The organism is Xanthomonas sp. NCPPB 901 (genome assembly GCF_056725085.1).
On sequence record NZ_CM161511.1, the window covers coordinates 4,797,193 to 4,820,821 of the forward strand.

The window sequence follows — 23,629 nt, forward strand, 5'->3', positions numbered from 1 at the left end:
GCCCGGTTCGCCGGGCGTTTTGCGTTTACGGGCCGGCTGCTCACGGCGCAGTGCGGTCGGCGGGATGCCGCACGCCATCCTCGACCGGCACCGCGATGGCCAGCGCGTACGGGTCCACGCCCTCCAGGCAGCCGACGTTGTAGCCGTACAGGCTGGGATCGGAGCGGCGCCGATGATGGGTGTAGATCCCGCAGGTGCCGCAGAAGTAGTGCTGCGCGGTGTGGGTGTGGAACTGGTACAGGCGCAGCGCCTGCTCGCCCTGGCGCAGGTGCAGGGCGGCCAGCGGCACCGAGGCGACGATGGCGCCGCGGCGTCGGCACAGCGAGCAGTTGCAGCGGCGCGGGTCGACGATGCCGTGCGGCAGCTCCAGGTCGATCTGCACCGCGCCGCAGTGGCAGCTGAGCCGATGCAGCGGCGCGATCACGGTGTCGCCGACCTTGTCGATGCAGCGGCGCACCTGGCGCTCGTTCATGCCGTCGGCTCCAGTTCGATCCAGGCCGGCGCATGGTCGCTGGGGCGGTCCCAGGTGCGCGGCTCGCGGTCGATGCCGGCGCCGCGGGTGTGCGGCTTCAGCGCGTCGGAGACCAGGGTCAGGTCGATGCGCAGGCCCAGGTCGCGGCGGAAGCCGGCCTGACGGTAATCCCACCAGCTGAACAGGCCGCCGTCGGCATGGTGCAGGCGGAAGCCGTCGTGCAGGCCCAGCGCGAGCAGCTTGTGCAGGGCGCCGCGCTCGGCAGTGGAAGTGAGGATGTGGTTGTCGCTCCATACCAGCGGATCGTGCACGTCGCGCGCGTCCGGGGCGATGTTGAAGTCGCCCAGCACCACCAGCCGCGGATGCCGCTGCAGCTCGTCGGCCAGCCAGGCGTGCACCGCCTCCAGCCAGCGCAGCTTGTAGGCGTACTTGTCGGTGCCCACGTCCTGGCCGTTGACCACGTACAGATTGACGATGCGCAGGTCGCCGACGGTGGCGGCGATGGCGCGCTTCTGCTCGTCCTCCAGGCCCGGCACGCCGATCTGCACGTCGCTGACCGGCGTGCGCGACAGGATCGCCACGCCGTTGTAGGTCTTCTGCCCGGCGAACACGCTGCGGTAGCCGGCCTCGGCCAGCGCCGCGTCGGGAAACTTGTGGTCCTCCAGCTTGGTCTCCTGGATCCCGACCACGTCCGGCGCGAACGCGGCCAGCCACTGTTGCAGGTGCGGCAGGCGCACGTTGAGCGAGTTGACGTTCCAGCTGGCGATTTTCATCGATCCTGTAACCTTTTGATTCAACTATTTTTGTTCGGATGCTTGGGCAACCCGGCCAAGCCCGGCTGGGCGGATCGCCGCCCATTTGACCACACCGCCCTGTTTCGGCATGCGCTGGCATTGCCGGGAGCGCCTGCACACCGTCGCGCGAAACTATGTGCCAAAGCCGATATTCTTGAATTATCGCTATCAGCGCATAAAGCTGAATTATGCGTCAAAGCCGATATTGAGGAATTATCGGGAATAGCGCATATTGCGTTGTCAGGAGACCGTCATGCACGACCTCGCGCGTACCCCCAAGCAGATCGGCACCCTCATCCGCCGCCACCGAAAGCGCCTGGGCATGAGCCAGAGCGCCCTGGGTGACCGCAGCGGCTTGCGCCAGGAAACGATCTCGTTGATCGAGACCGGCAACCCGGCGACGCGGCTGGACACGCTGCTGGCGGTGCTGGCGGCGCTCGATCTGGAATTGCTGGTCGCCGCCCGCAGCCACGGAGCCGATCCCAGAGACCTGCTCTGACCGTGGCCAGGACCCGCCGCCATCCGCCCCTGCGCGTCTACCAGAACGATCGCCTGGTCGGGTATCTGCTGAAGGAACCCAGCGGCGCGATCGCATTCCGTTACGCGCGCGAATGGCTGGAACGCAGCAGGGCATTTCCGGTCTCGCTGTCGCTGCCGTTGCGCGAGGACCCCTGGCGGGGTGAGCCGGTCGTGGCGGTCTTCGAGAACCTGTTGCCCGACTCGGAGGCACTGCGCCAGCGCGTGGCCGAGAAGGTCGGCGCCGCCGGCGTCGACGCCTACAGCCTGCTGGCGGCGATCGGCCGAGACTGCATCGGCGCCTTGCAGTTCATCGCCGGCGATGCGGCGCCGGAAGGCACCGCGACGCTCTCCGGAGAGCCGGTCGACGACGCGGCCATCGAGCGGCTGCTGGCGTCGTTGGCGCAAGCGCCTCTGGGCCTGCGGCGGGACGAGGATTTCAGGATCTCGGTCGCCGGCGCCCAGGAGAAGACCGCATTGCTCCGCCTGGACGGCCAATGGCTCAAGCCGCACGGCACCACGCCGACCACGCACCTGTTCAAGACCCAGATCGGCAGGCTGCCGAACGGCATCGACCTTTCCGACAGCGTCGAGAACGAGTTCTACTGCCTGCAGTTGCTCAAGCATCTCGGCCTGCCGGTCGCCCATGCCGAGATGATGACGTTCGGCCAAACCAAGGCGCTGGTCGTCGAGCGCTTCGACCGCGTGTGGAGCGATGGCCGGCTGCTGCGCCTGCCGCAGGAGGATTGCTGCCAGGCGTTGTCCGTCCCGCCGACACGCAAGTACCAGAACCACGGCGGCCCCGGCCTCGTGGCGATCGCGGACCTGCTCAAGGGCGCCGACGCGCCCGCCGCCGATCACCGCACGCTGCTGCAGGCGCAACTGGTCTTCTGGCTGATCGGCGCGACCGACGGGCATGCCAAGAACTTCAGCATCTTCCTCCACCCCGGCGGCGGCTATGCACTGACCCCGCTCTACGATGTCCTGACCGCACAGCCCAGTCTCGATCGGCGGCAGATCGAACGCAGGCAGATGACGCTGGCCATGTCGGTCGGCAACCGCAATCACTACCGCATCGACGAGATCCAGACGCGCCACTTCCTGCAGACGGGCGCCACGGCGGGCCTGTCGCCCACCCTGGTGCGCAAGGCCATCGAAGACATCGCCGAGCGCATGCCATCGGCCCTGACCTCGCTCGAAAACGCGCTGCCGGCGGACTTCCCGCAGGCGCTGCCCGCCTCCGTCAGGGCCGGCGTGGAGCGCCGCATGCGGGTGCTGCAGGCCGGCCTGGCGATCTAGCGGCACGGCGCGCGCCGCAAACCCATCCAATCGCTGCGCCCCGCGCGCCGACGCACCGATCAGCGCAACAGCAGGTCGATCAGCCAGCGCAAGCGTGCGTAAGGCGGCTTCAGCAGATCGGTGGCGGTGCGCCGCGCCTGCCACAGGATCGGCAGTTGCTTGCTCATCGCATCGAAGCCGGCGCGACCATGGTAGGCGCCCATGCCGCTGGGGCCGATGCCGCCGAACGGCAGCGCGTTGGCGGCGAAGTGCAGCAGGCTGTCGTTGACGGTGACGCCGCCGGCGACGGTCGCATGCAGGATGGCCTCGATCCGCGCGCGGTCGTGGCTGAAGGGATACAGCGCCAGCGGCCGGTCGCGGCTGTTGATCTCGGCGATGGCCGCATCCAGCGAGCGGTAGCTGCGCACCGGCAAAATCGGGCCGAAGATCTCCTCCTGCATCAACAGCGCGTCATCGCCCGGCTGCAGCACCACCGTGGGCACGATCAGCCGCTCGCGCTCGGCGCGTTCGCGCTCCACCGTGGCCAGTTCGATCACTTCCAGGCCGCGCGCCCGCGCATCGTCCAGATAGCCGCGCAGGCGCCGGTACTGGCCGTCGTTGACGATGCGGGTGTAGTCCTCGGCGCTGGCGAAATCGCCGTAACGCGCCAGCACCTGCGCGCGCAGCGCCTGCACCAGCGCCGCCTCGCGGCCGGCGTCGACCAGCACGTAGTCCGGGGCGATGCAGGTCTGCCCGGCGTTGAACCACTTGCCGGTGGCCAGGCGCGCGGCGGCCTGCTCCAGCGGGTAGTCGGCGCAGACGATGGCCGGCGACTTGCCGCCCAGTTCCAGGGTCAGCGGGGTCAGGTTGGGCGCGGCGGCGGCCATCACCTTGCGCCCGACCGCGGTGGAACCGGTGAACACCAAGTGGTCCAGCGGCAGCGCGGCGAACGCCGACGCCACCTCGGCACCGCCCAGCGCCACCGCCACCCGCTGCGGCGGGAACACCTCGGCCAGCAGCGACTGCAGGAACTGCGCGCTGCGCGGGGTGTGCTCGGAGGGTTTCAGGTAGACGTGGTTGCCGGCGGCGATGGCGGTGGCCAGCGGGATCAGCGCCAGGTTGACCGGGTAGTTCCAGGGCGCGATCACCCCGACCACGCCGACCGGCACCGGCCGTACTTCCGCGCGCGCCGGCCACAGCCGCCAGCCGGCGCCGACCCGCTGCGGGCGCATCCAGCGCGCGAGGTGGCGCAGCAGGTGATCGATCTCGCCGAGCACGGTCATGCCGTCGGCGAGCAGCGATTCGTGGCGCGAGCGGTGGCCGAAATCGGCGGCGATGGCATCGGCCATCTCCGGCAGCCGCCGCTTCAGCGCCGCGCGCAGCCGCAGCAGGTCCTCGCGGCGTTGCGCCCGCTCCGGCTTGGCCGATTGCCAGGCCGCGCGCAGGCGCTGCAGGGTGACTGGCAGGGCGGCCAGCGGCGTGTCGGCGAGGGCGTCGGCTGCGGAGGGCGGCATGGGCGCACTATACGATGCCGGTCGCGGCTGGCGTGCGCGCAGGTCGCGGGTCGGCAGCGCGTGGCCGTGCGCCCTGGGTCTCAGAGTGGGTCGCGTCGGGACTGAAGTCCCTCCCACAAGGAGCGCGTCAGCATTGCCGCGGACTGAAGGTTCCACTTGCGGGAGGGACTTCAGTCCCGTCCCGGTGAACCCGGGCGCTCCCGCCCATCCGCACGGCTACGCAGGCTCTTCCAGCAACCACGCCTGCAGCTGCGCCAGCGAGGCGACTTCGTGGTGCGGCACGATGCCCTCCGGCGCGGCGGCGCCGTGCGCATTGAACCAGCAGGTGTGCAGGCCCGCGGCCAGGCCGCCGGCGATGTCCGCATGCGGGTTGTCGCCGACCATCAGCACCTGCGCCGGCGGCGGGTCGCCCAGCTGCGCCAGCGCGTGCGCGAAGATCGCCGGATGCGGCTTGGCCACGCCCACCAGCTCGGAAATGACGATCACCTCGAAGCGGTCGTGCAGGCCGGTGCGCTGCAGGCGCGCATTCTGCAGCGCGCCGAAGCCGTTGGTGACCAGGCCAAGCCGCGCGCGTCCGCGCAACGCATCGAGCAGGTCCACCGCCCCGTCCAGCGGCGCGCACAGTTCGGCCATCGCCGCCAGGAACGCCGCGTTCAAGGTTTCCGGCTCGGTCTGCAGCCGCTGCGCCCAGTCGGCGAAACGGCGCTGCTGCAGTTGCAGCGCGGTGATCGCGCCGTTCTGGTACTGCACCCACAGCGGCCGGTTGCAGGCAGTGTAGGCGGCGTACTCCGCTTCGCCGAACGGCACGCCGTAGCCGGCGAACATGCGCTGCAGGCCGGCGAAGGCGTCGAAGTGGAACAGGGTGTCGTCGGCGTCGAACAGGATCCAGCGGTAGCGCATGCGGGCAGCCGGTGCAGCGATGGCCCGCCATGGTAGCGCCTGCAGACACGACGACGCCGGCACGAGGCCGGCGTCGCGTGCGGCGATGGCCGCGGCCCGCTAGGCGCGCGCGCTCAGTGCGCCGACCCGCGCGAGGCGCCCAGGCCGGTCTCGGCGCGGATCTGCTGCGCCTTGAACGCGGCGCGTTCCTTGGCGGCCTGCGCGCTGCGGTCCAGCACCGAGAACAGCCAGATGCCGACGAAGCCGATGGTCACCGAGAACAGCGCCGGCGAGGTGTACGGGAACGGCGCCGAACCGGTCGGGTTGCCCAGCGTGTCCACCCACACCGACGGCGACAGCACGGTCAGCACCAGCGAGGAGATCAGGCCCAGGAAGCCGCCGATCACCGCGCCGCGGGTGGTGCAGTCCTTCCACAGCAGCGACAGGATCAGCACCGGGAAGTTGGCCGAGGCGGCGATGGCGAAGGCCAGCGACACCATGAAGGCCACGTTCTGCTTCTCGAACACGATGCCCAGCAGCACCGCGATGATGCCCAGCGCGATGGTGGTGACGCGCGACACCTTCAGCTCCGAGCCGGGAGCCGGATTGCCCTTCTTCAGCACCGTGGCGTACAGGTCATGGGACACCGCCGAGGCGCCGGACAGGGTCAGGCCGGCGACCACCGCCAGGATGGTGGCGAAGGCCACCGCGGAGATGAAGCCCATGAACACGTTGCCGCCGACCGCGTTGCCGACCAGCACCGCCGCCATGTTGGCCGCGCCCTTGCCGCCGTGGATGGTGCCGCTGGCGACGTCGGCGAACTGCGGGTTGGTCAGCACCAGGGCGATGGCGCCGAAGCCGATGATGAAGATCAGGATGTAGAAGTAGCCGATCCAGGTGGTGGCCCACAGCACCGACTTGCGCGCCTGCTTGGCGTCGGGGACGGTGAAGAAGCGCATCAGGATGTGCGGCAGGCCGGCGGTGCCGAACATCAGCGCCATGCCGAAGGAGATCGCCGAGATCGGATCCTTGACGAAGCCGCCCGGGCCCATGATCGACAGGCCGGCGCTGGCCGCTTCTTCCGGCGAGGCGCCGCCGTTGGCCGCCACCGCGGTCTTCACCCGCACGCCCTCGGCGAACAGCGCCTCGAAGCTGAAGTTGAAGTGCCACATGATCGCCACGGCCATGAAGGTCACGCCGGTCAGCAGCAGCACCGCCTTGATGATCTGCACCCAGGTGGTGGCGGTCATGCCGCCGAACAGCACGTAGACCATCATCAGCACGCCGACCAGGCTCACCGCCACCCAGTAGTCCAGGCCGAACAGCAGCTTGATCAGCGCGCCGGCGCCGACCATCTGCGCGATCAGGTAGAACAGCACCACCACCAGCGTGCCGGAGGCGGCGAAGCTGCGGATCGCGGTCGGCGCGAAGCGGTAGCCGGCCACGTCGGCGAAGGTGTACTTGCCGAGGTTGCGCAGGCGCTCGGCCATCAGGAAGGTCAGGATCGGCCAGCCGACCAGGAAGCCGATGGCGTAGATCAGGCCGTCGTAGCCGTTGGTCATCACCGCCGCGGTGATGCCCAGGAACGAGGCCGCCGACATGTAGTCGCCGGCGATCGCCAGGCCGTTCTGGAAGCCGGTGATGCCGCCGCCGGCGGTGTAGAAGTCGGACGCCGAGCGGGTCTTCTTCGCCGCCCACTTGGTGATCCACAACGTGCCGGCGACGAAGAAGGCGAACATCGAGATCGCCACCCAGTTGGTCGGCTGCTTGTCGGTCTGGCCGACATCGCCGCCGGCGGCCAGCGCCGCGCCGGCCGGCAGCAGCGCGGCCAGCAGCAGCAGAAGGAAGCGCAGGTGCTTGCTCATTGGCGGGCGTCCTCGAGGATGGCGGCGGTCAGCTGGTCGTAGACGGTGTTGGCGCGGTGCACGTAGATGGCGGTGATGGCGATGGTGAACACCATCACCCCGATCGCGATCGGGATGCCGATGGTGGTGACGCCGCTGCCGATCGGCTGGGCCAGGAACGCCTTGTCGAAGGCGATCAGGCCGATGAAGCCGAAGTAGGCCAGCAGCATCAGGATGGTCAGCGTCCAGCCCAGCACGTTGCGCTGGCGCTTGAGCGCGTGGTACCTGGGGTTGGCGTCGATCTTGGCGATCAGCGCCTCGTTGGAGAGGGTCATGTGGTGCCTCCGGGAAAAGTGGCCGCAGCGCGCGGATCAGAAGCTGTACTTGGTGGTGAACTGCAGGCGGGTGATGTCGCCCTTGGCGCCGCTTTCGATCTCGCGCTTGCCGTACATCAGCTCGGCGCCGATATCGACCTTGGGCAGCGGCGAGTAGAAGACGTTGCCGCGGATGCTCTGCACGCGCTTGGTCACGCCCAGGCCGGTGTGCGCGGTGTCGTTGTCGTAGTCGCTGCGCGCGTAGATCAGGTTGGTGCGCAGCTTCGGCGAGAACGCATGGCGCCAGCCGACGTAGCCGGCGACCACGCCGACCGTGTCCAGGTCGCGGTCGGCGGCGTCGTACACCGCGTTCTGGGCGATGCCCAGGCCGATGTAGCGACCGATGCCTTCGCCGCCGGTGAGTTGGTAGAACAGGCTGTCGCTGTCGCTGGCCACCCACTTGCCGCCCAGGGTCAGGCCGCCGGAGGCCTTGCTGGCGTCGGCGCCGGTGGCGCGGTTGTCCACCTTCTGCTGGCCGACCACGCCGGCGATGCCGAAGCTGCCCCAGTCGCCCTTCCAGCCGTAGCGCACGGTCAGGTCCGGCAGCGCGCCGCGGTCGGAACTGGCGGTGCTGACCACGCCGGCCGCGCTGCGCGTGTACAGGGTGGTTTCCGGGTTTTCCAGGGCGATGCTGAAGCCGCCGTTGGTGTAGCGCAGCTGCGCCTGGCGCACGAACACCACGCCGTCGGTGGGGCCGATGAAGTCGGCCGCTTCCGGCAGCGCCGCCGGATCCATGAAGTTGGACCAGGTCTGGCCGGCCAGCCAGTGGTTCCAGTACATGTAGGCATGGCGCAGGGTGGCGCCGTAGGTGTTGGTGGCGGTCTGGGTGCCCAGCGCGTTGCCGAAGAAGTCCAGTTCCACCAGCGCGCCGGTCTTGTTGCCGCCCTCGGTGACACTGTCCACGCCGAAGTTGATCCGCGAGAACTTGGCGTGGGCGTTGTAGTCGGTGCCGGACTTGGCGCCGCCCACCGGGGTCTGCCCGGGCAGGTACAGCGCGCGGCCGGTGGCGTCGTCGGCGAGCTGGCCGTCGCCGGTGCGGGTGGCCAGGAAGTCGGCCTTGATGAAGCCGCCGACCTTGAACGTGGTGCCGGGCGTCGCACCCGGGGTGATGGTGGTGACCTGGATCGGCGCCTTGCCGGCCGGCAGGGCCGCGGGTACCGGCGGCGGCGCGGCCTGGCTCGAGCGGACCGCGGCGACCTCGGTCTGGGTCTGCGCGATCTGCCCTTGCTGCTGTTGCTGCGCGGACAGCAGTTGCTGCACCTGCCGCTCCAGCTCGGCCACGCGGGTCTCCAGCGCCTGTTCGCGCGCCGAGGGTTTGCCTTGGGCGAAGGCCGCGCCAGGCGCGACCAGGGCCACCAGGAGCGCGGCCGCCAGCGGGCGACGCGCCAAGGATGCGATGCGGTTGCTCATTACTCCCTCCCGAATAATGGATGGCCGCACGCAAGCGCACGGCCGTAGCCCAGCGTGCGTGAGCGCGGCGGCCGCGCCTATTGGCCATTAGTCGAACGTCGGCTGAGTTACGACCATCGTCTAAGGCCCGACGCGTGTGCGCTTAACGCCGGATGCGGCACACTGCGCGTTGACGCGCCGCGGCATGCGGCGCCCCGTTCATTGCAGAGGGAACCATGGCCGATCTCTATCCCGTCGATCCGCAGTTCGCCGCCCGTGCGCGGGTCGACAAGACCCAGTACCAGACCCAGTACAAGGCATCGGTGGAACAGCCGGAGGCATTCTGGGGCAAGGTCGCCGAGCGCCTGGACTGGTTCAAGAAACCGACCCGCATCAAGGACGTCAGCTTCGCCCTGGACGACTTCCGCATCCGCTGGTTCGACGACGGCGAACTCAACGCCAGCGTCAACTGCCTGGACCGGCAACTGGCCACCCGCGGCGACAAGACCGCGCTGCTGTTCGAGCCGGACAGCCCGGACGCCCCGTCCTACCGGGTCACCTACCGCGAGCTGTACGAGCGCGTGTGCCGGCTCGGCAACGCGCTGCGCGCGCTCGGCGTGCGCAAGGGCGACCGCGTCACCATCTACCTGCCGATGATCCCCGACGCGGCGGTGGCGATGCTGGCCTGCGCGCGCATCGGCGCGATCCACTCGGTGGTGTTCGGCGGCTTCGCGCCCAACTCGATCGCCGACCGGGTGATCGACTGCGGCAGCAAGCTGATCATCACCGCCGACGAGGGCCTGCGCGGCGGCAAGAAGATCCCGCTCAAGGCCAACGTCGACGCGGCACTGAAGCTGCCCGGCACCACCAGCGTGGAGACCGTGCTGGTGGTCCGTCACACCGGCGGGGCGGTGGACATGCAGGCCCCGCGCGACCGCTGGTTCCACGACGTGGTCGACAGCCAGCCGGCCGAATGCGAACCCGAGCGCATGAACGCCGAGGATCCGCTGTTCATCCTCTACACCTCCGGCTCCACCGGCAAGCCCAAGGGCGTGCTGCACACCACCGCCGGCTACCTGTTGTACGCGGCCTACACCCATGAAACGGTGTTCGACCTGCGCGAGGACGACATCTACTGGTGCACCGCCGACGTCGGCTGGGTCACCGGCCACAGCTACATCGTCTACGGCCCGCTGGCCAACGGCGCCACCGCGCTGATGTTCGAGGGCGTGCCCAACTACCCGAGCGTGTCGCGCTTCTGGGAAGTCATCGACAAGCACCAGGTGACGATCTTCTACACCGCCCCCACCGCGATCCGCGCGCTGATGCGCGAGGGCGAGGCGCCGGTGAAGAAGACAGCGCGCACCAGTTTGCGCCTGCTCGGCAGCGTCGGCGAGCCGATCAATCCCGAAGCCTGGCGCTGGTACTACGAGGTGGTCGGCGACGGCCGCTGCCCGATCGTGGACACCTGGTGGCAGACCGAGACCGGCGGCATCCTGATCACCCCGCTGGCCGGCGCCATCGACCTCAAGCCCGGCTCGGCGACGCTGCCGTTCTTCGGCGTGCAGCCGGCGCTGGTCAGCGCCGACGGCGAGATCCTGGAAGGCGCCACCGAGGGCAACCTGGTGCTGCGCGATTCCTGGCCGGGGCAGATGCGCACCGTCTACGGCGACCACCAGCGCTTCATCGACACCTATTTCCGCACCTATCCGGGCAGCTACTTCACCGGCGACGGCTGCCGCCGCGACGCCGACGGCTATTACTGGATCACCGGCCGCGTCGACGACGTCATCAACGTCTCCGGCCACCGCATCGGCACCGCCGAGGTGGAGAGCGCGCTGGTGGCCCACCCCAAGGTCGCCGAAGCGGCGGTGGTCGGCTTCCCGCACGACATCAAGGGCCAGGGCATCTACGCCTACGTGACCCTGGTCGCCGAGGAGCAGCCGAGCGAGGCCCTGCACAAGGAACTGGTGGCCTGGGTGCGCAAGGAGATCGGCCCGATCGCCGCCCCCGACCACCTGCAGTGGGCGCCGGGCCTGCCCAAGACCCGCTCGGGCAAGATCATGCGCCGCATCCTGCGCAAGATCGCCGAGAACGCCCCCGACCAGCTCGGCGACACCTCGACCCTGGCCGATCCGTCGGTGGTGGATTCGTTGGTCAACGAACGGCTCGCGCGCTAGCGCGCTCGTCGTTCGTTCGGGAATGGGGAATCGAGAATGGGGAATGGGAAAAGCCATTCCCCGGTCGCTTCATTCCCGCGGGCACCCGACGCTTTGCTTTTGCCGTTGCCATTCCCCATTCCCGGTTCCCCACTCCCGGCCTTCCAAATGCCCACCCTGCTGATCGCCGACGACCATCCCCTGTTCCGCGAGGCGCTGCGCGGGGCGGTGCAGCGGGTGATGCCCGGGGTGCAGTTGTACGAGGCCGATAGCGTCGAGGCGCTGTACGCGCTGGCCGATCGCCACGCCGATGCGGATCTGCTGCTGATGGATCTCAATATGCCCGGTGCGCAGGGCTTCAGCGCGCTGGTGCACATGCGCGCGCTGCATCCGCAGTTGCCGGTGGTGGTGGTGTCCGCGCGCGAGGAGCCGACGGTGATGCGGCGCGCGCTGGATCACGGCGCGTTCGGCTTCATTCCCAAATCGGCCGACTCGGACACCATCGGTCTGGCCCTGAGCACAGTGCTGGACGGCGAGCACTGGGCGCCGCCGGAAGCGCACAACGTGCCGCCCACCGACCGCGCCGAGCGTGAGGTCGGGCAGCGCCTGCGCGAACTGACTCCGCAGCAGTTCCGGGTGCTGCAGATGCTCGGCGCCGGCAGCCTCAACAAGCAGATCGCCTACGACCTGGGCGTGTCCGAGGCCACCATCAAGGCCCACGTCACCGCGATCCTGCGCAAGCTCGGCGTCACCAACCGCACCCAGGCGGTGCTGCTGGCCGGCAAGCTGGCCATCGACGGCGACGCCATCGTGCTGCCGCCGGAAGAGGACTGAGCCGACAGCGCGTACCCGGCCAGGCGGGGCCGCCGCACCGCGGCAGCGGTCCACGGCGGCCGACCCAGCCTCGCGCAAGCGCCGGCCAGCGCCGCATCCGCAATCACCCGCCGGCGGCCGGCCTACCGCCTAGGCTCAGTCCGACGGCTTGCCCTCGTCGTCGCCGTAGAACAGCACGCCGAGCTTGATCCGCTCGCGGCCCTGCGCGCGGCGATGGCGGTTGGTGTCGCGCAGCGAATAGACGCAACCGCAGTATTCCTGCTGGTAGAAGCGCTCGCGCTTGCTGATCTCGACCATGCGCGCGGCGCCGCCGTGCTTGCGCCAGTTGTAGTCCCAGTAGGTCAGGTCCGGGTACGGGGCGGCCGCGCGGATGCCGCTGTCGGTGATCTGGCGCATGTCCTTCCAGCGCGAAATGCCCAGCGAACTGGTCATCACCGCATAGCCGTGCTCATGGGCGTACAGCGCGGTGCGCTCGAAGCGCATGTCGAAGCACATGGTGCAGCGGATCCCGCGCTCGGGCTCGTTCTCCATGCCCTTGGCGCGCGCGAACCAGTTGTCGGTGTCGTAGTCGGCATCGACGAAGGGCACGCCATGCTGTTCGGCGAAGCGGATGTTCTCCTGCTTGCGCAGTTCGTATTCCTTGGCCGGATGGATGTTGGGGTTGTAGAAGAACACCGTGTAGTCGATGCCGGACTCGACGAACGATTCCATCAGCTCGCCCGAGCACGGCGCGCAGCACGAGTGCAGCAGCAGGCGTCCGCCGCCGCCGGGCAGAGTCAGGCGCTCGCGGACAGTGCTCATGGCGCCTCCGCGAGCAGTTGGACGACGCTGGAGAAATCCAGGCCGCCGCGGCCCTGGCGGCGGTTCAGCGCGTACAGGTTGCGCGCCAGTTCGCCGAGCGGGATCGCTGCGCCGGTCGCCATCGCCGCCTCCGCCGCCAGGCCCAGGTCCTTGAGCATCAGGTCGCTGCCGAAGCCGCCGCGGTAGCCGCGCGAGGCCGGCGCCTGGTCCAGCACGCCCGGCCATGGGTTGCAGACCTCGGTGGCCCAGCTGCGGCCGGTGCTGACCGCCATCATCCGCGACAGCGCCGCCGGATCCAGGCCATGCGCGGCGCCCAGCGCGAGCGCTTCGCCGGTCGCGGCCATGATCACCCCCAATGCCATGTTGTTGCAGAGCTTGGCCACCTGCCCGGCGCCGGCCCCGCCCATGTGGAAGATGTTGCGGCCCATCGCTTCCAGCACCGGCCGCGCGCGCTCCAGGGTGGCGGCCGCGCCGCCGACGATGAAGGTCAGGGTGCCCGCGACGGCGCCGGCGGTGCCGCCGGACACCGGCGCATCCAACGGCTGCAGCCCGCGCGCCTCGGCCGCGGCGGCCAGGGTGCGCGCCGATGCCGGGGCGATGGTGCTGCTGTCGATGAGCAGGGCGCCCGCGGGGATGTGCGCGAGCAACCCCTGCGCGCCAAGGAACAGGTCTTCGACGTGGCGGCTTGCCGGCAGCATCGAGATCACCACCTCGGCATCGACCACCGCGGCCACCGCGCTGTCGGCGGCATGCGCGCCGGCGGCGGCGGCGGCCGCGAGGGCGGCGGGGTTGAGGTCGAACACGCGCAGCACGTGCCCGGCCCTGACCAGGTTGACGGCCATCGGGCCGCCCATGTTGCCCAGGCCGATGAAAGCGATCCGGCTCATGCGCTGATCTCCGTGTGACGGCCGAGATCGGCCAGGGGGTGCGCCTGCGCCGGCCAGGGCGCATGGAAGAAAGCGCGCGCCCAGGCCGCGGACGCGGCGTCGAGGGTGGCTGGCTGCCAGCGTGGCGCGCGGTCCTTGTCGATCAGCAGCGCGCGAATGCCTTCGGCGAAATCGCCATGCGCGGCGCAGTGCAGGGCGGCGGTGTACTCCAGGCGGAACACCTCGGCCAACGACAGCGAGGCGGCGCGCTGCTGCAGCTCGAAGGCCAGCCGCGCCGAGCCCGGCGCGCCGGCGGCCAGCGTGGCCTGCGCCGTCGCGATCCATGGGTCGGCGGCGTCGAGGCCGGCGATCGCCGCCGCCACCGCCTCCAGCGTGGGCGGCACGCACGCGTCGGCGATCGCCGCGGCATGCCGTTGCAGCGGGCCGGCCGGCGCCGGCGTGGCGAAGCGGGCCAGCAGCGCGTCCAGCGCGCGCGCGGTGTCTTGCGCGGCGGCCGGCCAGGTCGTCGCCTGCAGGGCGGCCAGCACCTGCGCACGCGCCGCCTCCGGCACGTGCACATCGGCCAGGCCGGCGTAGATCGCATCGCCGGCGCCGAGCGGTGCGCCGGTCAAGGCCAGGAACAGGCCGGCATGCGCCGGCACCCGCGACAGCAGCCAACTACCTCCGACATCGGGAAACAGGCCGATGCTGATCTCGGGAAAGGCGAGCCGGGACCGTTCCCCGACCACGCGGTGGCTGGCGCCCGCCATCAGCCCGATCCCGCCGCCCATCACGATGCCGTGGCCCCAGCACAGCACCGGCTTGGGGAAGGTATGGATGCGGTAGTCGAGACGGTACTCGGTTTCGAAGAAGGCCTCGGCATGCGCATCGCCGCGCGGGTCCGCCTGCGCGGCGGCGCCGTGCGCGCCGTGCGCGGCGCGCGCGCGCATCCCGCGATACAGGCCATGCAGGTCGCCGCCGGCGCAGAACGCCTTCTCGCCCGCGCCCTGCAGCACCACCAGCGCCAGCGTCGGGTCCTGCGCCCACTGCGTCAGTTGCGCATCCAGCAGGCGCGCCATCTCCAGCGACAGGCCGTTGAGGGTCCGCGGCGCGTTGAGCGTGGCGATCCCGACGCGGCCGCCGCCGCCGGCGGCACGCGTCTCGCACAGCACGGCAGCGTCATCGGCGGCGCTCACGCGTTTCTCCATTCCGGCGCACGCTTGCCGAGGAAGGCGTTGACGCCCTCGGCCTGGTCGGCGCTGTCGAACAGGTCCACGAACGCCTCGCGCTCGCTGACCAGCGCACTCGCATGCGACTGGGTGCGGGTGGCCTGCACTAGGCGCTTGGCCGCGGCCACGCTGATCGGACTCTGCCGCGCCGCCTTGGCCGCCCAGTCGCGCGCCCGCGCCTGCGCCTGCCCGCTCGGCACGACCTCCTCGACCAGGCCGATCCGCAACGCGGTCTCGGCATCGACGCGTTCGCCGAGCAGAATCATGCGCTTGGCCCAGCCTTCGCCGACCAGCCGCGGCAGGTGCTGGGTGCCGCCGGCGCAGGGCAGCAGGCCGACCGTCGCTTCGGGCAAGGCCATCTGCGCCTGCGCCTCGGCGATGCGCAGGTCGCAGGCCAACGCCACTTCGAGCCCGCCGCCCATCGCATAGCCGTTGATCGCGGCGATGCTGACCCCGCGGAATCCGCTCAGCGCCTCGAAGGCCTCGCCGAAACGCCGGGCCACGTCGCGCGCGCGCGCCTTGTCGCCGTCCGCGAACTGATTGAGGTCGGCACCGGCGCTGAAGAACTTCTCGCCGGCACCGACGAGGACCAGCGCATAGATGTCGCGATCCGCGTCCAGCGCGCCGACCAGTTCGCGCAGCGCGCGCAGGCTGTGCACGGTCCAGGTGTTGGCCGGCGGATTGGACAGGGTGACCACGGCGGTGTGGCCGTCGATCTGCAGGCCCAGCCCGGTCCAGTCCCGGCTGCGGTAGGCGGTGTCGGCGGCGCTCATCGCAATTCCTCTTCGGTGTTCAGTAGGTGGCGCGCGACGATCACGCGCATGATTTCGTTGGTGCCTTCCAGGATCTGGTGCACCCGGCTGTCGCGCAGCAGGCGTTCGACCGGATACTCGCGGATGTAGCCGTAGCCGCCGTGCAGCTGCAGCGCGTCGTTGCAGATCGAAAAGCCGGCATCGGTGGCGAAACGCTTGGCCATCGCGCACCACACCGTCGCATCGCGCGCGCCGGCGTCGAGCTTGCGCGCGGCGGTGTGCACCATCTGCCGCGCGGCGACCAGCTGCGTGGCCATGTCGGCCAAGGTGAACTGCAGCGCCTGGAACTCGGCGAGCTTCCTGCCGAACTGGCGGCGCTCGCCCAGATAGCGCCGCGCCGCATCCAGCGCGCCCTGCCCCGCGCCCAGCGAGCACGCGGCGATGTTGAGGCGGCCGCCGTCGAGGCCGCGCATCGCGATGCGGAAGCCCTCGCCTTCCTCGCCCAGGCGATGCGCGAGCGGTACGCGCACGCCGTCGAAGTTCACCGCGCGGGTCGGTTGGCTGTGCCAGCCCAGCTTGTCCTCGTTGCGCCCGTAGGCGATCCCCGCCGCATCGGCCGGCACCGCGAAGGCGCTGATGCCGCGTGCGCCGTCCTCGCCGGTGCGCGCCATCACCACCAGCAGGTCGGTCGCGCCGGCGCCGGAAATGAACGCCTTGCTGCCGTCGATGCGGTAGCCGTCGCCCTCGCGCACCGCGCGGGTCTTCAGCGCGGCCGCGTCGGACCCGGCACCGGGTTCGGTCAGGCAATACGAGGCGAGCTTGCTGCCGCTGGCCAGTACCGGTCCCCAGTCCTTGCGCACCGCCGGCGTGGCGAAACGGGTCAGCATCCAGGTGGCCATGTTGTGGATGCTGATGAAGGCGGCGGTGGACGGGTCCACGGCGGCCAGTTCCTCGAACACGATCGCCGCATCCAGGCGCGACAGTCCGCTGCCGCCGGCATCCTCGTCCACGTACAGGCCGCAGAAGCCGAGTTCGCCGGCCTTGCCGATCGCCTCGCGCGGGAAGATCCCGTCCGCGTCCCAGCGCGCCGCGTGCGGCGCCAGCTCGGCCTGGGCGAAGCCGCGCGCGGCCTCGCGATAGGCGCGCTGCGCCTCGTCCAGGCCGGCATCGGCCGGCGGCTCCAGCGACCACTGCATCGCCGCGGCCGTCATGACAGGCGGATCGTGGTGTTGACGCCCTGCCCGGTGCCGGCGTCGTCGAACCAGCGCGCGGTGACGGTCTTGGTCTGCGTGTAGAACTGCACCGCCTGCTTGCCGTAGGGGCCGAGGTCGCCGAGCTTGGAGGCGCGCGAACCGGTGAACGAGAACAGCGGCACCGGCACCGGGATCGGCACGTTGATGCCGACCTGGCCGACGTCGATCTCTTCCTGGAACCTGCGTGCGGCGGCGCCGGATTGGGTGAACAGCGCCGTGCCGTTGCCGTTCGGATTGGCGTTGACCAGGGCGATCGCATCCTCCAGCGTGGCCGCCTCCAGGATCACCAGCACCGGGCCGAAGATCTCTTCGTCGTAGATGCGCATGCCCGGTGCGACCCCGGAGAAGATCGTCGGGCCGACGAAGTTGCCCTGCGCGAAACCGGGCACCGTCGGGTTGCGTCCGTCCAGTTCCAGCGTCGCGCCCTCGGCGATGCCCGTGGCGATCAGCGCTTCGATGCGCTCGCGCGCACTGCGCGAGATCACCGGCCCAAGATCAGTGCCAGGTTCGCTGCCGGCATTGACCTTCAGCGTCTGCGCCTTGGCCACCAACGCCGGAATCCACTGCCGCGCCTGGCCGACCAGCACCACCGTCGAGGCGGCCATGCAGCGCTGGCCGGCGGCGCCGAAGGCCGCGCCCACCAACGCGTCGAGGGTCTGCTCGCGCGCTGCATCCGGCAACACCACCGCATGGTTCTTGGCGCCCATCATGCATTGCACGCGTTTGCCGGCCAGCGCCGCGCGCCGGTAGACGTGGGTGCCGACCTTGGTGGAGCCGACGAACGACAGCGCCTTGATGTCGGCGTGGTCGCACAGCGCATCGACCACCTCGGCGCCGCCGTGCACGACGTTCAGCACGCCCTTGGGCACGCCCGCCTGCAACGCCAGTTCGACCAGCCGCATGGTCACCAGCGGATCCTGCTCGGACGGCTTGAGCACGAAGGTGTTGCCGGTGGCGATGGCCATCGGGAACATCCACAGCGGAATCATCGCCGGGAAGTTGAAGGGGGTGATGCCGGCGCACACGCCCAGCGGCTGCAGCAGCGTGTAGGTATCCACGCCGTTGGCGACGTTGTTGGCCAGTTCGCCCAGTTGCAGGTTGCCGATCGCAGCCGCCTGTTCCACCACTTCCAGGCCGCGGAACACGTCGCCTTCCGCGTCCGCCAGGGTCTTGCCCTGCTCGCGGGTGAGGATCGCCGCCAGCTCGCCCATGTGCGCCCGGATCATCTGCTGGTAGGCCAGGAAGATCCGCGCGCGGGCGCCGATCGGCGTCTTGCGCCAGCTGGCGAACGCACGCCGCGCGGCGGCGACGGCGGCGTCCACTTCCGCGGCGGTGGCGAACGGCACGCGCGCGAGCACGTCCTGGGTCGCCGGATCGACGACCTCGCGCCATTGGCTGCTGCTGGATTCGACGAACGCGCCGTCGATCAGCAGCTTGACGGTCGCCACCTCGGCGCGGGTCCGGGTCATCTGGTTCACGGGTCCTGTCTCCTCATCGCATCACCACCGGGCGGGCGGCGATGGACAGGACAAGCGAACGCGCGGCGCAGGGCCCCGACGTCGTTCGGCTCGCCAGGTTGCCCACCGCAACACCCGAGAAAGAACGTCGCAGGACGTCCACGCCAGGCCGGTCTCCGGGCTTGCGAGCAATGCGGGATCGCATTACCCCGACGCCTTCCCGCTTGCGCAGTGGTCTGTTGTCGGGTGTTCTCGCCTACCGTTGCGGGGGCAGCGCCGGCATCGGACCGGCTTCCCGTTTCACCCGGCGCGTCTTGCGACGACCAGGCACCTGAAGCGTGACCAGTGTAGTCGCGCCGCGGCGACGGCAACACGCTGCAGCGCAGCGCGCGTGTCGACGCCGGCACGCTGCGCGCCGTGGCCGACAGCGCATCGCGGCGTTCGCCTGCGACGGCCGGCGTGCACGACCGGCGGACACCAGGCTGCAGCAACGACACCGAACGCGCCGCACGATCGCCGCCGCCGCGAGCCGTCGCAGCGCCCCACGCGGAGGCCCACAGGCACGCGCCGCTATAGCCGGTGCTAAGAAGAGAAGCTGCAGGTTCGCGTGCGTTCTAGGTATGTTCGCCGCAGTTGGCGGCTGTTAGACTGCGCGTCCCCTTGGGGAGTAGCCTGCTGTCCGCCCTGCGCGGACAGCGCCCGTATCAACAGACTCGGCCGATGCGCCGTGGTACGGGCAGCCAGTTCGGTTGGCGAGACCAGCGGCGAGTGCGCAAGGCGAAGGCCGGGCGCGCGCACTCGTCGTTGTCGCCTGTCCCGGTAAGGTTCCCCATGTCGTTTCTTTCGATTCTGCTGCTCGGCATCGCCATGTCGACCGACGCCTTCGCCGCCGCGGTCGGCAAGGGGGCGGCGATGCAGCGCCCGCGCTGGGCCGACGCGCTGCGCGCCGGCCTGATCTTCGGCTGCATCGAGGCGCTGACCCCGGCATTGGGCTGGGTGCTGGGCCAGGCCGCGTCCAAGTACGTGGTCGCCTTCGACCACTGGATCGCCTTCGGCCTGCTCGGCGCGCTGGGCGTGCACATGATCGTCGCCGGTCTCAAGCCGGAGAGCGATGCGCCCGAGGAGGCCGCGCCCAAGCGCCACGGCTTCTGGAGCCTGGCCGCCACCGGCTTCGCCACCAGCATCGACGCGATGGCGGTGGGCGTGGGCCTGGCCTTCCTCGACGTGAACATCGTCGAGGTCGCGGCGGTCATCGGCCTGTGCACGCTGACCATGGTCACCCTGGGCATCATGCTCGGCCGCGCGCTCGGCGCCCTGGCCGGCAAGCGCGCGGAGATCGTCGGCGGCGCGCTGCTGATCGCGATCGGCTGCACCATCCTGTTCGAGCATCTGCATGGCGCGGGATGAGCGCGGTGGCGTTCGTTCGGCCCAGATTAGGGATTCGCGATTCGGAATTGGGGATGTGCGGCAGCGGTGCGCGCCCATCCCGCCATGACCGCGCCCTGGGTCAGGCCGGCTTGGCGGTGAATTCCAGGTAGGTGGACAGGATGTACTTGTCGCCGCTGCGCGGCGGCAGGCCCGCGTGCAGGAACATCCAGTACGGCGGGAACACCAGCAGGCGCCCGGCGCGCGGGGCGATTTCCAGGTCCAGGTCGAGGAAGCGGGTGTGCCCGCCCTCGGCCACGTCGTTGAGATACCACAGGAACACCAGGTAACGGCCGGTCTCCGCATCGCAGGCGTCGAAGTGCGGCTGGAAGCGCTCGCCGGCATCGGCGCGGTAGCGCTTGATTCGCAGGTCGGCCAGGCGTGGGCGCCATGGCACCTCGGCGGTCAGGCCGAGATCGGCGTTGTAGCGGGCCAGCGCCGCACGCACCTGTTCGATGAAGAAGCCCTGGAACGCCGGATCGGCGAGGCGGGTGACGTTGAGTTCGGTCCAGGCGCTGTCGTCCAGCCCGGCGCGCTGGCCGGCGCCATTGCGGCTGTGCTGGGCGGCGGTCTGTTCGAACTGCGCGATCAGTTGCGCGCAGAAGCCCGGATCCAGCGCCGCGTCGTAGACGCGGACGTAGTGACGCAGGTCGGTGTGGTTCAGGCGCATCGGCACGCTGCCCCCTGCAGCAGAACGGCGCGCCCGCAGGGACGCGCCGTGTCGCACGTTCCGGCGCCGCCCGCGCGGGCGGGCGGCGCCGGTGCCACTCAGAAGCGGTAGGTGGCCCGCATCCAGTAGTAGCGGCCGAGCGTGTCGTAGGTGCTCACGTCGGTGTTCGCGTTCAACACGTTGTTCTGGTACATCATCGGCGGCTGCTTGTTGGTCAGGTTGTCCACGCCCAGATCCAGGCGCAGGTTGGCCCCGGCCATGTCGTAGCCCACCTGCAGCGAGTGGTACATGTAGCTGCCGTAGTTCAGCACCACGCCCTTGAACGCCGCATCGGCGGACATGTTCTGGCTCAGGTCGCCGGTGCCAACCTGCATCTTGCCGACATAGCGCGTGGTCCAGCTCGCATCCCAGTTGCCCAGCTTCCAGCCGAACAGCGCATGCGCGCGCCAGTGCGCGTAGTTGCCGTAGGACGAGTTGTAGCGCCCGGCCATGTGCACCACCGTGTCCCCGGTGTCGATGTCGTAGCGGTGCAGGTAGGTGCTGTCCACGGCCAGGGTGAACTTGCCGTAGTCGGTGTCGGGCAGCGCGTAGCTGGCGCCCAGGTCGATGCCCTGGGTGTTGAGCTTGCCGATGTTGACCACCGGCGTCTGGATGTAGTCGATGTTGCCGGCGCTGACGGTACCGGCCGGGTAGCGGTGGATGTAGCTGCAGTACGGGCTGTTGTTGTCGTTGTAGCAGAGGTCGGCCACGGTCTGCGCGGAGATCGGCTGGATCAGGTCGTTGAGCTTGACCTTCCACCAGTCGAGGTTGAGCGACAGGCCCGGCACGTAGTCGGGGCTGTAGACCAGGCCGTAGTCGAACGAGGTGCCCTTCTCCGGCTTGAGCTGATAACCGACGTAGGTCGCGCCGGACTTGATCGCATTGGTCTGCGACAGGCCCGAGCCGGTCCAGCCGGCGGGCACGCCGGCGCAGGCATTGGCGTTGCCGCTACCGCTGTAGCCGATGCACGGGTCGACGAAGTTCGGCGAGTCGGCGGTCGGGCCCTGGTAGATGTCGGTGATGGTCGGCGCACGGAACACCTGCGCCGCGGTGCCGCGCACCATCAGGTCGTGGATCGGCCGCCACTCCACCTGGAACGAGGCGCTGTTGTTGCCCGAGCGCACGCTGCTGTAGTCGGAATAGCGGTCGCTCAGGGTCAGGTTGAGCGCGCCGATCGGCGAGGACTGCTCCAGCACCGGCATGAACAGCTGCGCGTAGGCTTCCTTGACGTTGAAGCTGCCGCTCAGCGGCGAGGCGCAGGCTTCGGAGGAGATGGCGCAGGTGTTGTCGCTGTTGATCAGCGCGTTGGCCGACACCGTGGAGTCCAGGCTCTCCTTGCGGTACAGCGCGCCCACCGCCAGCTGTGCGGCGCCGGCCGGCATCTCCCACAGGCTGCCGTTGGCGCTGGCTTCCCACTGCCGCATGATGGTGGTGGTTTCCTGGCGCGGAATCGACTCGTTGCTCTTGAGCCAGGCGACGGTATTGGCGTTGCCCTGGTCGAAGATGTTGACCTGCCCGCTGTTGATCGCGTTCTGCAGCGCGGCGTAGTCGACGTAGCCGTGGCTCCAGTTGCGCTGGCGGTAGTGGCCGTAGTTGAAGTTGGCGTCCCACACCCAGCTGCTGTCGCCGATGCCGCCCTTCAGGCCGATCACGTCCTGGTCGGTGGCGGTGTCGTAGAAGCCTTCGCGCTGGCCCAGGGTGGTGAAGCGCGAACGGAACTCGTAGCCGTTGGGGCCGAACTCCACGCCGAACGGGTTGTACGGGTTGTTCGCGGCGATGGTGATGCCGTCGTTCTGCGCATCGAACGGCAGCGGCGCGATCGCGAAGTTGGACATGGTGTGGTTGTGGTAGGCGTTGACGTACGCCTGCGTCGAGTCGGTGATGTTGAAGCTGCCGAGCACGAAGCCGCCGACGCGCTGCTGCGGGGTCAGCAGCAGGTTCTGCGCCTGGTAGTTGTAGGCGTCGGCCGAGGAGCTGTAGCACTTGTAGCCGCCGCTGCCGTTGCCGGTCAGTGCGCCGTTGGCGCTGCAGCCGTTGGCCGCCAGGGTCGCCGCCGGCAGCTTGTAGTAGCCGGTCGGCGTGCGGCTGGAACCGCCCTTGTAGACGCTGCCGCTGGACAGGTACATCGCGTACTTGGAGAACGCGCGGTTGGCGCTGGAGACGTCATTTTGCTTGTTGTAGTCCAGGCCGACCACGACGTTGCCGCGGTCCCAGGTCTTGCCGAAGGTGAAGCTGCCGCCCTGGCGCGCGCCGTCGCCACGGCTGGTCTGGCCGTAGTTGGCCGAGACTTCGCCGCCTTCGAAGTTCTTGCGCAGGATGAAGTTGACCACGCCGCCGATGGCGTCGGAGCCGTACATCGCCGAGGCGCCGACCTTCAGCACTTCGACGTGGTCGATCATGTTGGCCGGGATCGAGTTGACGTCGTTGTTCTGGATGCGGTGGCCGTCGATCAGGATCAGCGTGCGCTCGTCGCCGAGGCCGCGCAGCGAAATGGTCGAGGCGCCGTCGCCGCCGCCGTTGTTGACCTGCGGGTTGGTCGCGGCGCCGGCGATGCCGGGCAGCGCCTGCAGCAGGTCGCCCAGGGTCTGCTTGCCGCTCTGCTGGATCTGCTGGCGATCGACCACGGCGACCGGGCTTGCGGTCTCCACGTCCACACGACGCACCAGCGAGCCGGTGACGGTGAGCTTGTCCAGGGTCACCGGCGCATCGCCGGACGCGGCCGGCGTCGCGCTCTGCGCGTAGAGCGTGGCGGGAAGCGTCGCCATGGCCAGGCAAACGGCGTGCGCGAGTCTGTTCTTTGCTACGGACATCGGGAAGACCTCATGTGATGTGCGACAAGCGCCGGCGTTGCACGCAGGCGCGAACCATCCCGGGCACCTCGAAGGCGCGGCGGGCGAAATGGATGCCTCGGGCCAGCGGTCCATTACGGGACCGTCAGGCACTTGTTAGTTTTTTATAAGAAGGGTGTTGTTTCGGTGTGCCAGCGTGCGCCAGCCCCTGACAAAAACGCCGCTTCAACCGCGGTACAGCGCGTGCGGCGTTTTGCCGTTCAACCCGCAGACGGGAACGGTTCAGACAACACGC

General features: G+C 69.7%; 20 protein-coding genes and 1 riboswitch. Of the genes, 5 read left to right on the plus strand and 15 right to left on the minus strand.

Annotated features, from left to right (window positions below):
* Positions 1–40: 40 nt before the first annotated feature.
* Positions 41–472 (minus strand): GFA family protein, encoded by a 432-nt coding sequence (locus AC1PME_RS20455; protein ID WP_254459619.1) that lies wholly within the window; start codon positions 470–472, stop codon positions 41–43.
* Positions 469–1,245, minus strand: a complete 777-nt coding sequence (gene xth, locus AC1PME_RS20460; protein ID WP_307547292.1) for an exodeoxyribonuclease III — start codon at positions 1,243–1,245, stop codon at positions 469–471. The genes AC1PME_RS20455 and xth overlap by 4 nt, the downstream gene beginning before the upstream one ends.
* 274 nt (positions 1,246–1,519) lie before the next feature.
* Here xth and AC1PME_RS20465 point away from each other — a divergent pair, with 274 nt between their 5' ends.
* Together AC1PME_RS20465 and AC1PME_RS20470 are read left to right on the plus strand one after the other, a co-directional pair.
* Positions 1,520–1,765, plus strand: a complete 246-nt coding sequence (locus AC1PME_RS20465; RefSeq protein WP_481096861.1) for a helix-turn-helix transcriptional regulator — start codon at positions 1,520–1,522, stop codon at positions 1,763–1,765.
* Between the two features lie 2 nt (positions 1,766–1,767).
* On the plus strand, positions 1,768–3,081 hold the full coding sequence (locus AC1PME_RS20470) for a type II toxin-antitoxin system HipA family toxin (RefSeq protein ID WP_481096862.1): 1,314 nt from the start codon (positions 1,768–1,770) through the stop codon (positions 3,079–3,081).
* 59 nt (positions 3,082–3,140) lie between these two features.
* Here the strand turns inward: AC1PME_RS20470 and AC1PME_RS20475 are convergent, their stop codons facing one another.
* The 5 genes from AC1PME_RS20475 to AC1PME_RS20495 all read right to left on the minus strand — a co-directional run bounded on the left by AC1PME_RS20475 (position 3,141) and on the right by AC1PME_RS20495 (position 9,081).
* On the minus strand, positions 3,141–4,574 hold the full coding sequence (locus AC1PME_RS20475; RefSeq protein WP_481096863.1) for a coniferyl aldehyde dehydrogenase: 1,434 nt from the start codon (positions 4,572–4,574) through the stop codon (positions 3,141–3,143).
* A 216-nt stretch (positions 4,575–4,790) separates the two neighbouring features.
* Positions 4,791–5,474 (minus strand): pyrimidine 5'-nucleotidase, encoded by a 684-nt coding sequence (yjjG, locus tag AC1PME_RS20480; protein WP_254459623.1) that lies wholly within the window; start codon positions 5,472–5,474, stop codon positions 4,791–4,793.
* 113 nt (positions 5,475–5,587) lie between these two features.
* The gene (locus AC1PME_RS20485) at positions 5,588–7,318 is read right to left on the minus strand and encodes a cation acetate symporter (RefSeq protein WP_481096864.1); all 1,731 of its coding nucleotides are present in this window, start codon (positions 7,316–7,318) and stop codon (positions 5,588–5,590) included.
* Positions 7,315–7,632 carry a DUF485 domain-containing protein gene (locus AC1PME_RS20490; protein WP_254459625.1) on the minus strand — a complete coding sequence of 106 codons (318 nt, stop codon included), beginning with the start codon at positions 7,630–7,632 and terminating at the stop codon, positions 7,315–7,317. Before AC1PME_RS20490 ends, AC1PME_RS20485 begins: the two co-directional genes overlap by 4 nt.
* A gap of 36 nt (positions 7,633–7,668) precedes the next feature.
* A complete protein-coding gene (locus AC1PME_RS20495) occupies positions 7,669–9,081 on the minus strand; it encodes a DcaP family trimeric outer membrane transporter (protein ID WP_481096865.1) in 1,413 nt (470 codons plus the stop codon).
* A gap of 215 nt (positions 9,082–9,296) precedes the next feature.
* Between AC1PME_RS20495 and acs the strand changes: the two genes are divergently transcribed.
* Positions 9,297–11,240: an acetate--CoA ligase gene (acs, locus tag AC1PME_RS20500; protein ID WP_481096866.1), complete on the plus strand. Its 1,944-nt coding sequence runs from the start codon at positions 9,297–9,299 to the stop codon at positions 11,238–11,240.
* A 147-nt stretch (positions 11,241–11,387) separates the two neighbouring features.
* Entirely contained in the window at positions 11,388–12,053 is a 666-nt protein-coding gene (locus tag AC1PME_RS20505) for a response regulator transcription factor (RefSeq protein ID WP_254459628.1), read from the plus strand.
* 135 nt (positions 12,054–12,188) lie between these two features.
* On the opposite strand, the gene AC1PME_RS20510 is transcribed toward AC1PME_RS20505, so the two are convergent.
* Genes AC1PME_RS20510 through AC1PME_RS20535 form a run of 6 tightly spaced genes read right to left on the minus strand, consistent with a single transcriptional unit; the run spans position 12,189 to position 18,423 of the window.
* Complete coding sequence (locus AC1PME_RS20510) at positions 12,189–12,854, minus strand: epoxyqueuosine reductase QueH (RefSeq protein ID WP_481096867.1); 666 nt, start codon at positions 12,852–12,854, stop codon at positions 12,189–12,191.
* On the minus strand, positions 12,851–13,741 hold the full coding sequence (gene mmsB / locus AC1PME_RS20515) for a 3-hydroxyisobutyrate dehydrogenase (protein WP_254459630.1): 891 nt from the start codon (positions 13,739–13,741) through the stop codon (positions 12,851–12,853). The genes AC1PME_RS20510 and mmsB overlap by 4 nt, the downstream gene beginning before the upstream one ends.
* Entirely contained in the window at positions 13,738–14,928 is a 1,191-nt protein-coding gene (locus AC1PME_RS20520) for an enoyl-CoA hydratase/isomerase family protein (RefSeq protein ID WP_481096868.1), read from the minus strand. Before AC1PME_RS20520 ends, mmsB begins: the two co-directional genes overlap by 4 nt.
* Positions 14,913–15,722: an enoyl-CoA hydratase gene (locus AC1PME_RS20525; protein ID WP_481096869.1), complete on the minus strand. Its 810-nt coding sequence runs from the start codon at positions 15,720–15,722 to the stop codon at positions 14,913–14,915. Before AC1PME_RS20525 ends, AC1PME_RS20520 begins: the two co-directional genes overlap by 16 nt.
* Positions 15,719–16,897: an acyl-CoA dehydrogenase family protein gene (locus AC1PME_RS20530; RefSeq protein WP_481098164.1), complete on the minus strand. Its 1,179-nt coding sequence runs from the start codon at positions 16,895–16,897 to the stop codon at positions 15,719–15,721. The genes AC1PME_RS20525 and AC1PME_RS20530 overlap by 4 nt, the downstream gene beginning before the upstream one ends.
* Positions 16,898–16,908: 11 nt before the next feature.
* Positions 16,909–18,423: a CoA-acylating methylmalonate-semialdehyde dehydrogenase gene (locus AC1PME_RS20535; RefSeq protein WP_481098165.1), complete on the minus strand. Its 1,515-nt coding sequence runs from the start codon at positions 18,421–18,423 to the stop codon at positions 16,909–16,911.
* A gap of 138 nt (positions 18,424–18,561) precedes the next feature.
* Positions 18,562–18,761: riboswitch (cobalamin riboswitch) on the minus strand.
* A gap of 481 nt (positions 18,762–19,242) precedes the next feature.
* On the opposite strand from AC1PME_RS20535, the gene mntP reads away from it, so the two are divergent.
* Complete coding sequence (mntP, locus tag AC1PME_RS20540) at positions 19,243–19,818, plus strand: manganese efflux pump MntP (protein WP_307547313.1); 576 nt, start codon at positions 19,243–19,245, stop codon at positions 19,816–19,818.
* Between the two features lie 100 nt (positions 19,819–19,918).
* On the opposite strand, the gene AC1PME_RS20545 is transcribed toward mntP, so the two are convergent.
* Together AC1PME_RS20545 and AC1PME_RS20550 are read right to left on the minus strand one after the other, a co-directional pair.
* The gene (locus AC1PME_RS20545) at positions 19,919–20,506 is read right to left on the minus strand and encodes a 2OG-Fe(II) oxygenase family protein (protein ID WP_307552778.1); all 588 of its coding nucleotides are present in this window, start codon (positions 20,504–20,506) and stop codon (positions 19,919–19,921) included.
* Positions 20,507–20,604: 98 nt separating this feature from the next.
* Positions 20,605–23,310: a TonB-dependent receptor gene (locus tag AC1PME_RS20550; protein WP_481096870.1), complete on the minus strand. Its 2,706-nt coding sequence runs from the start codon at positions 23,308–23,310 to the stop codon at positions 20,605–20,607.
* Positions 23,311–23,629: the final 319 nt, after the last annotated feature.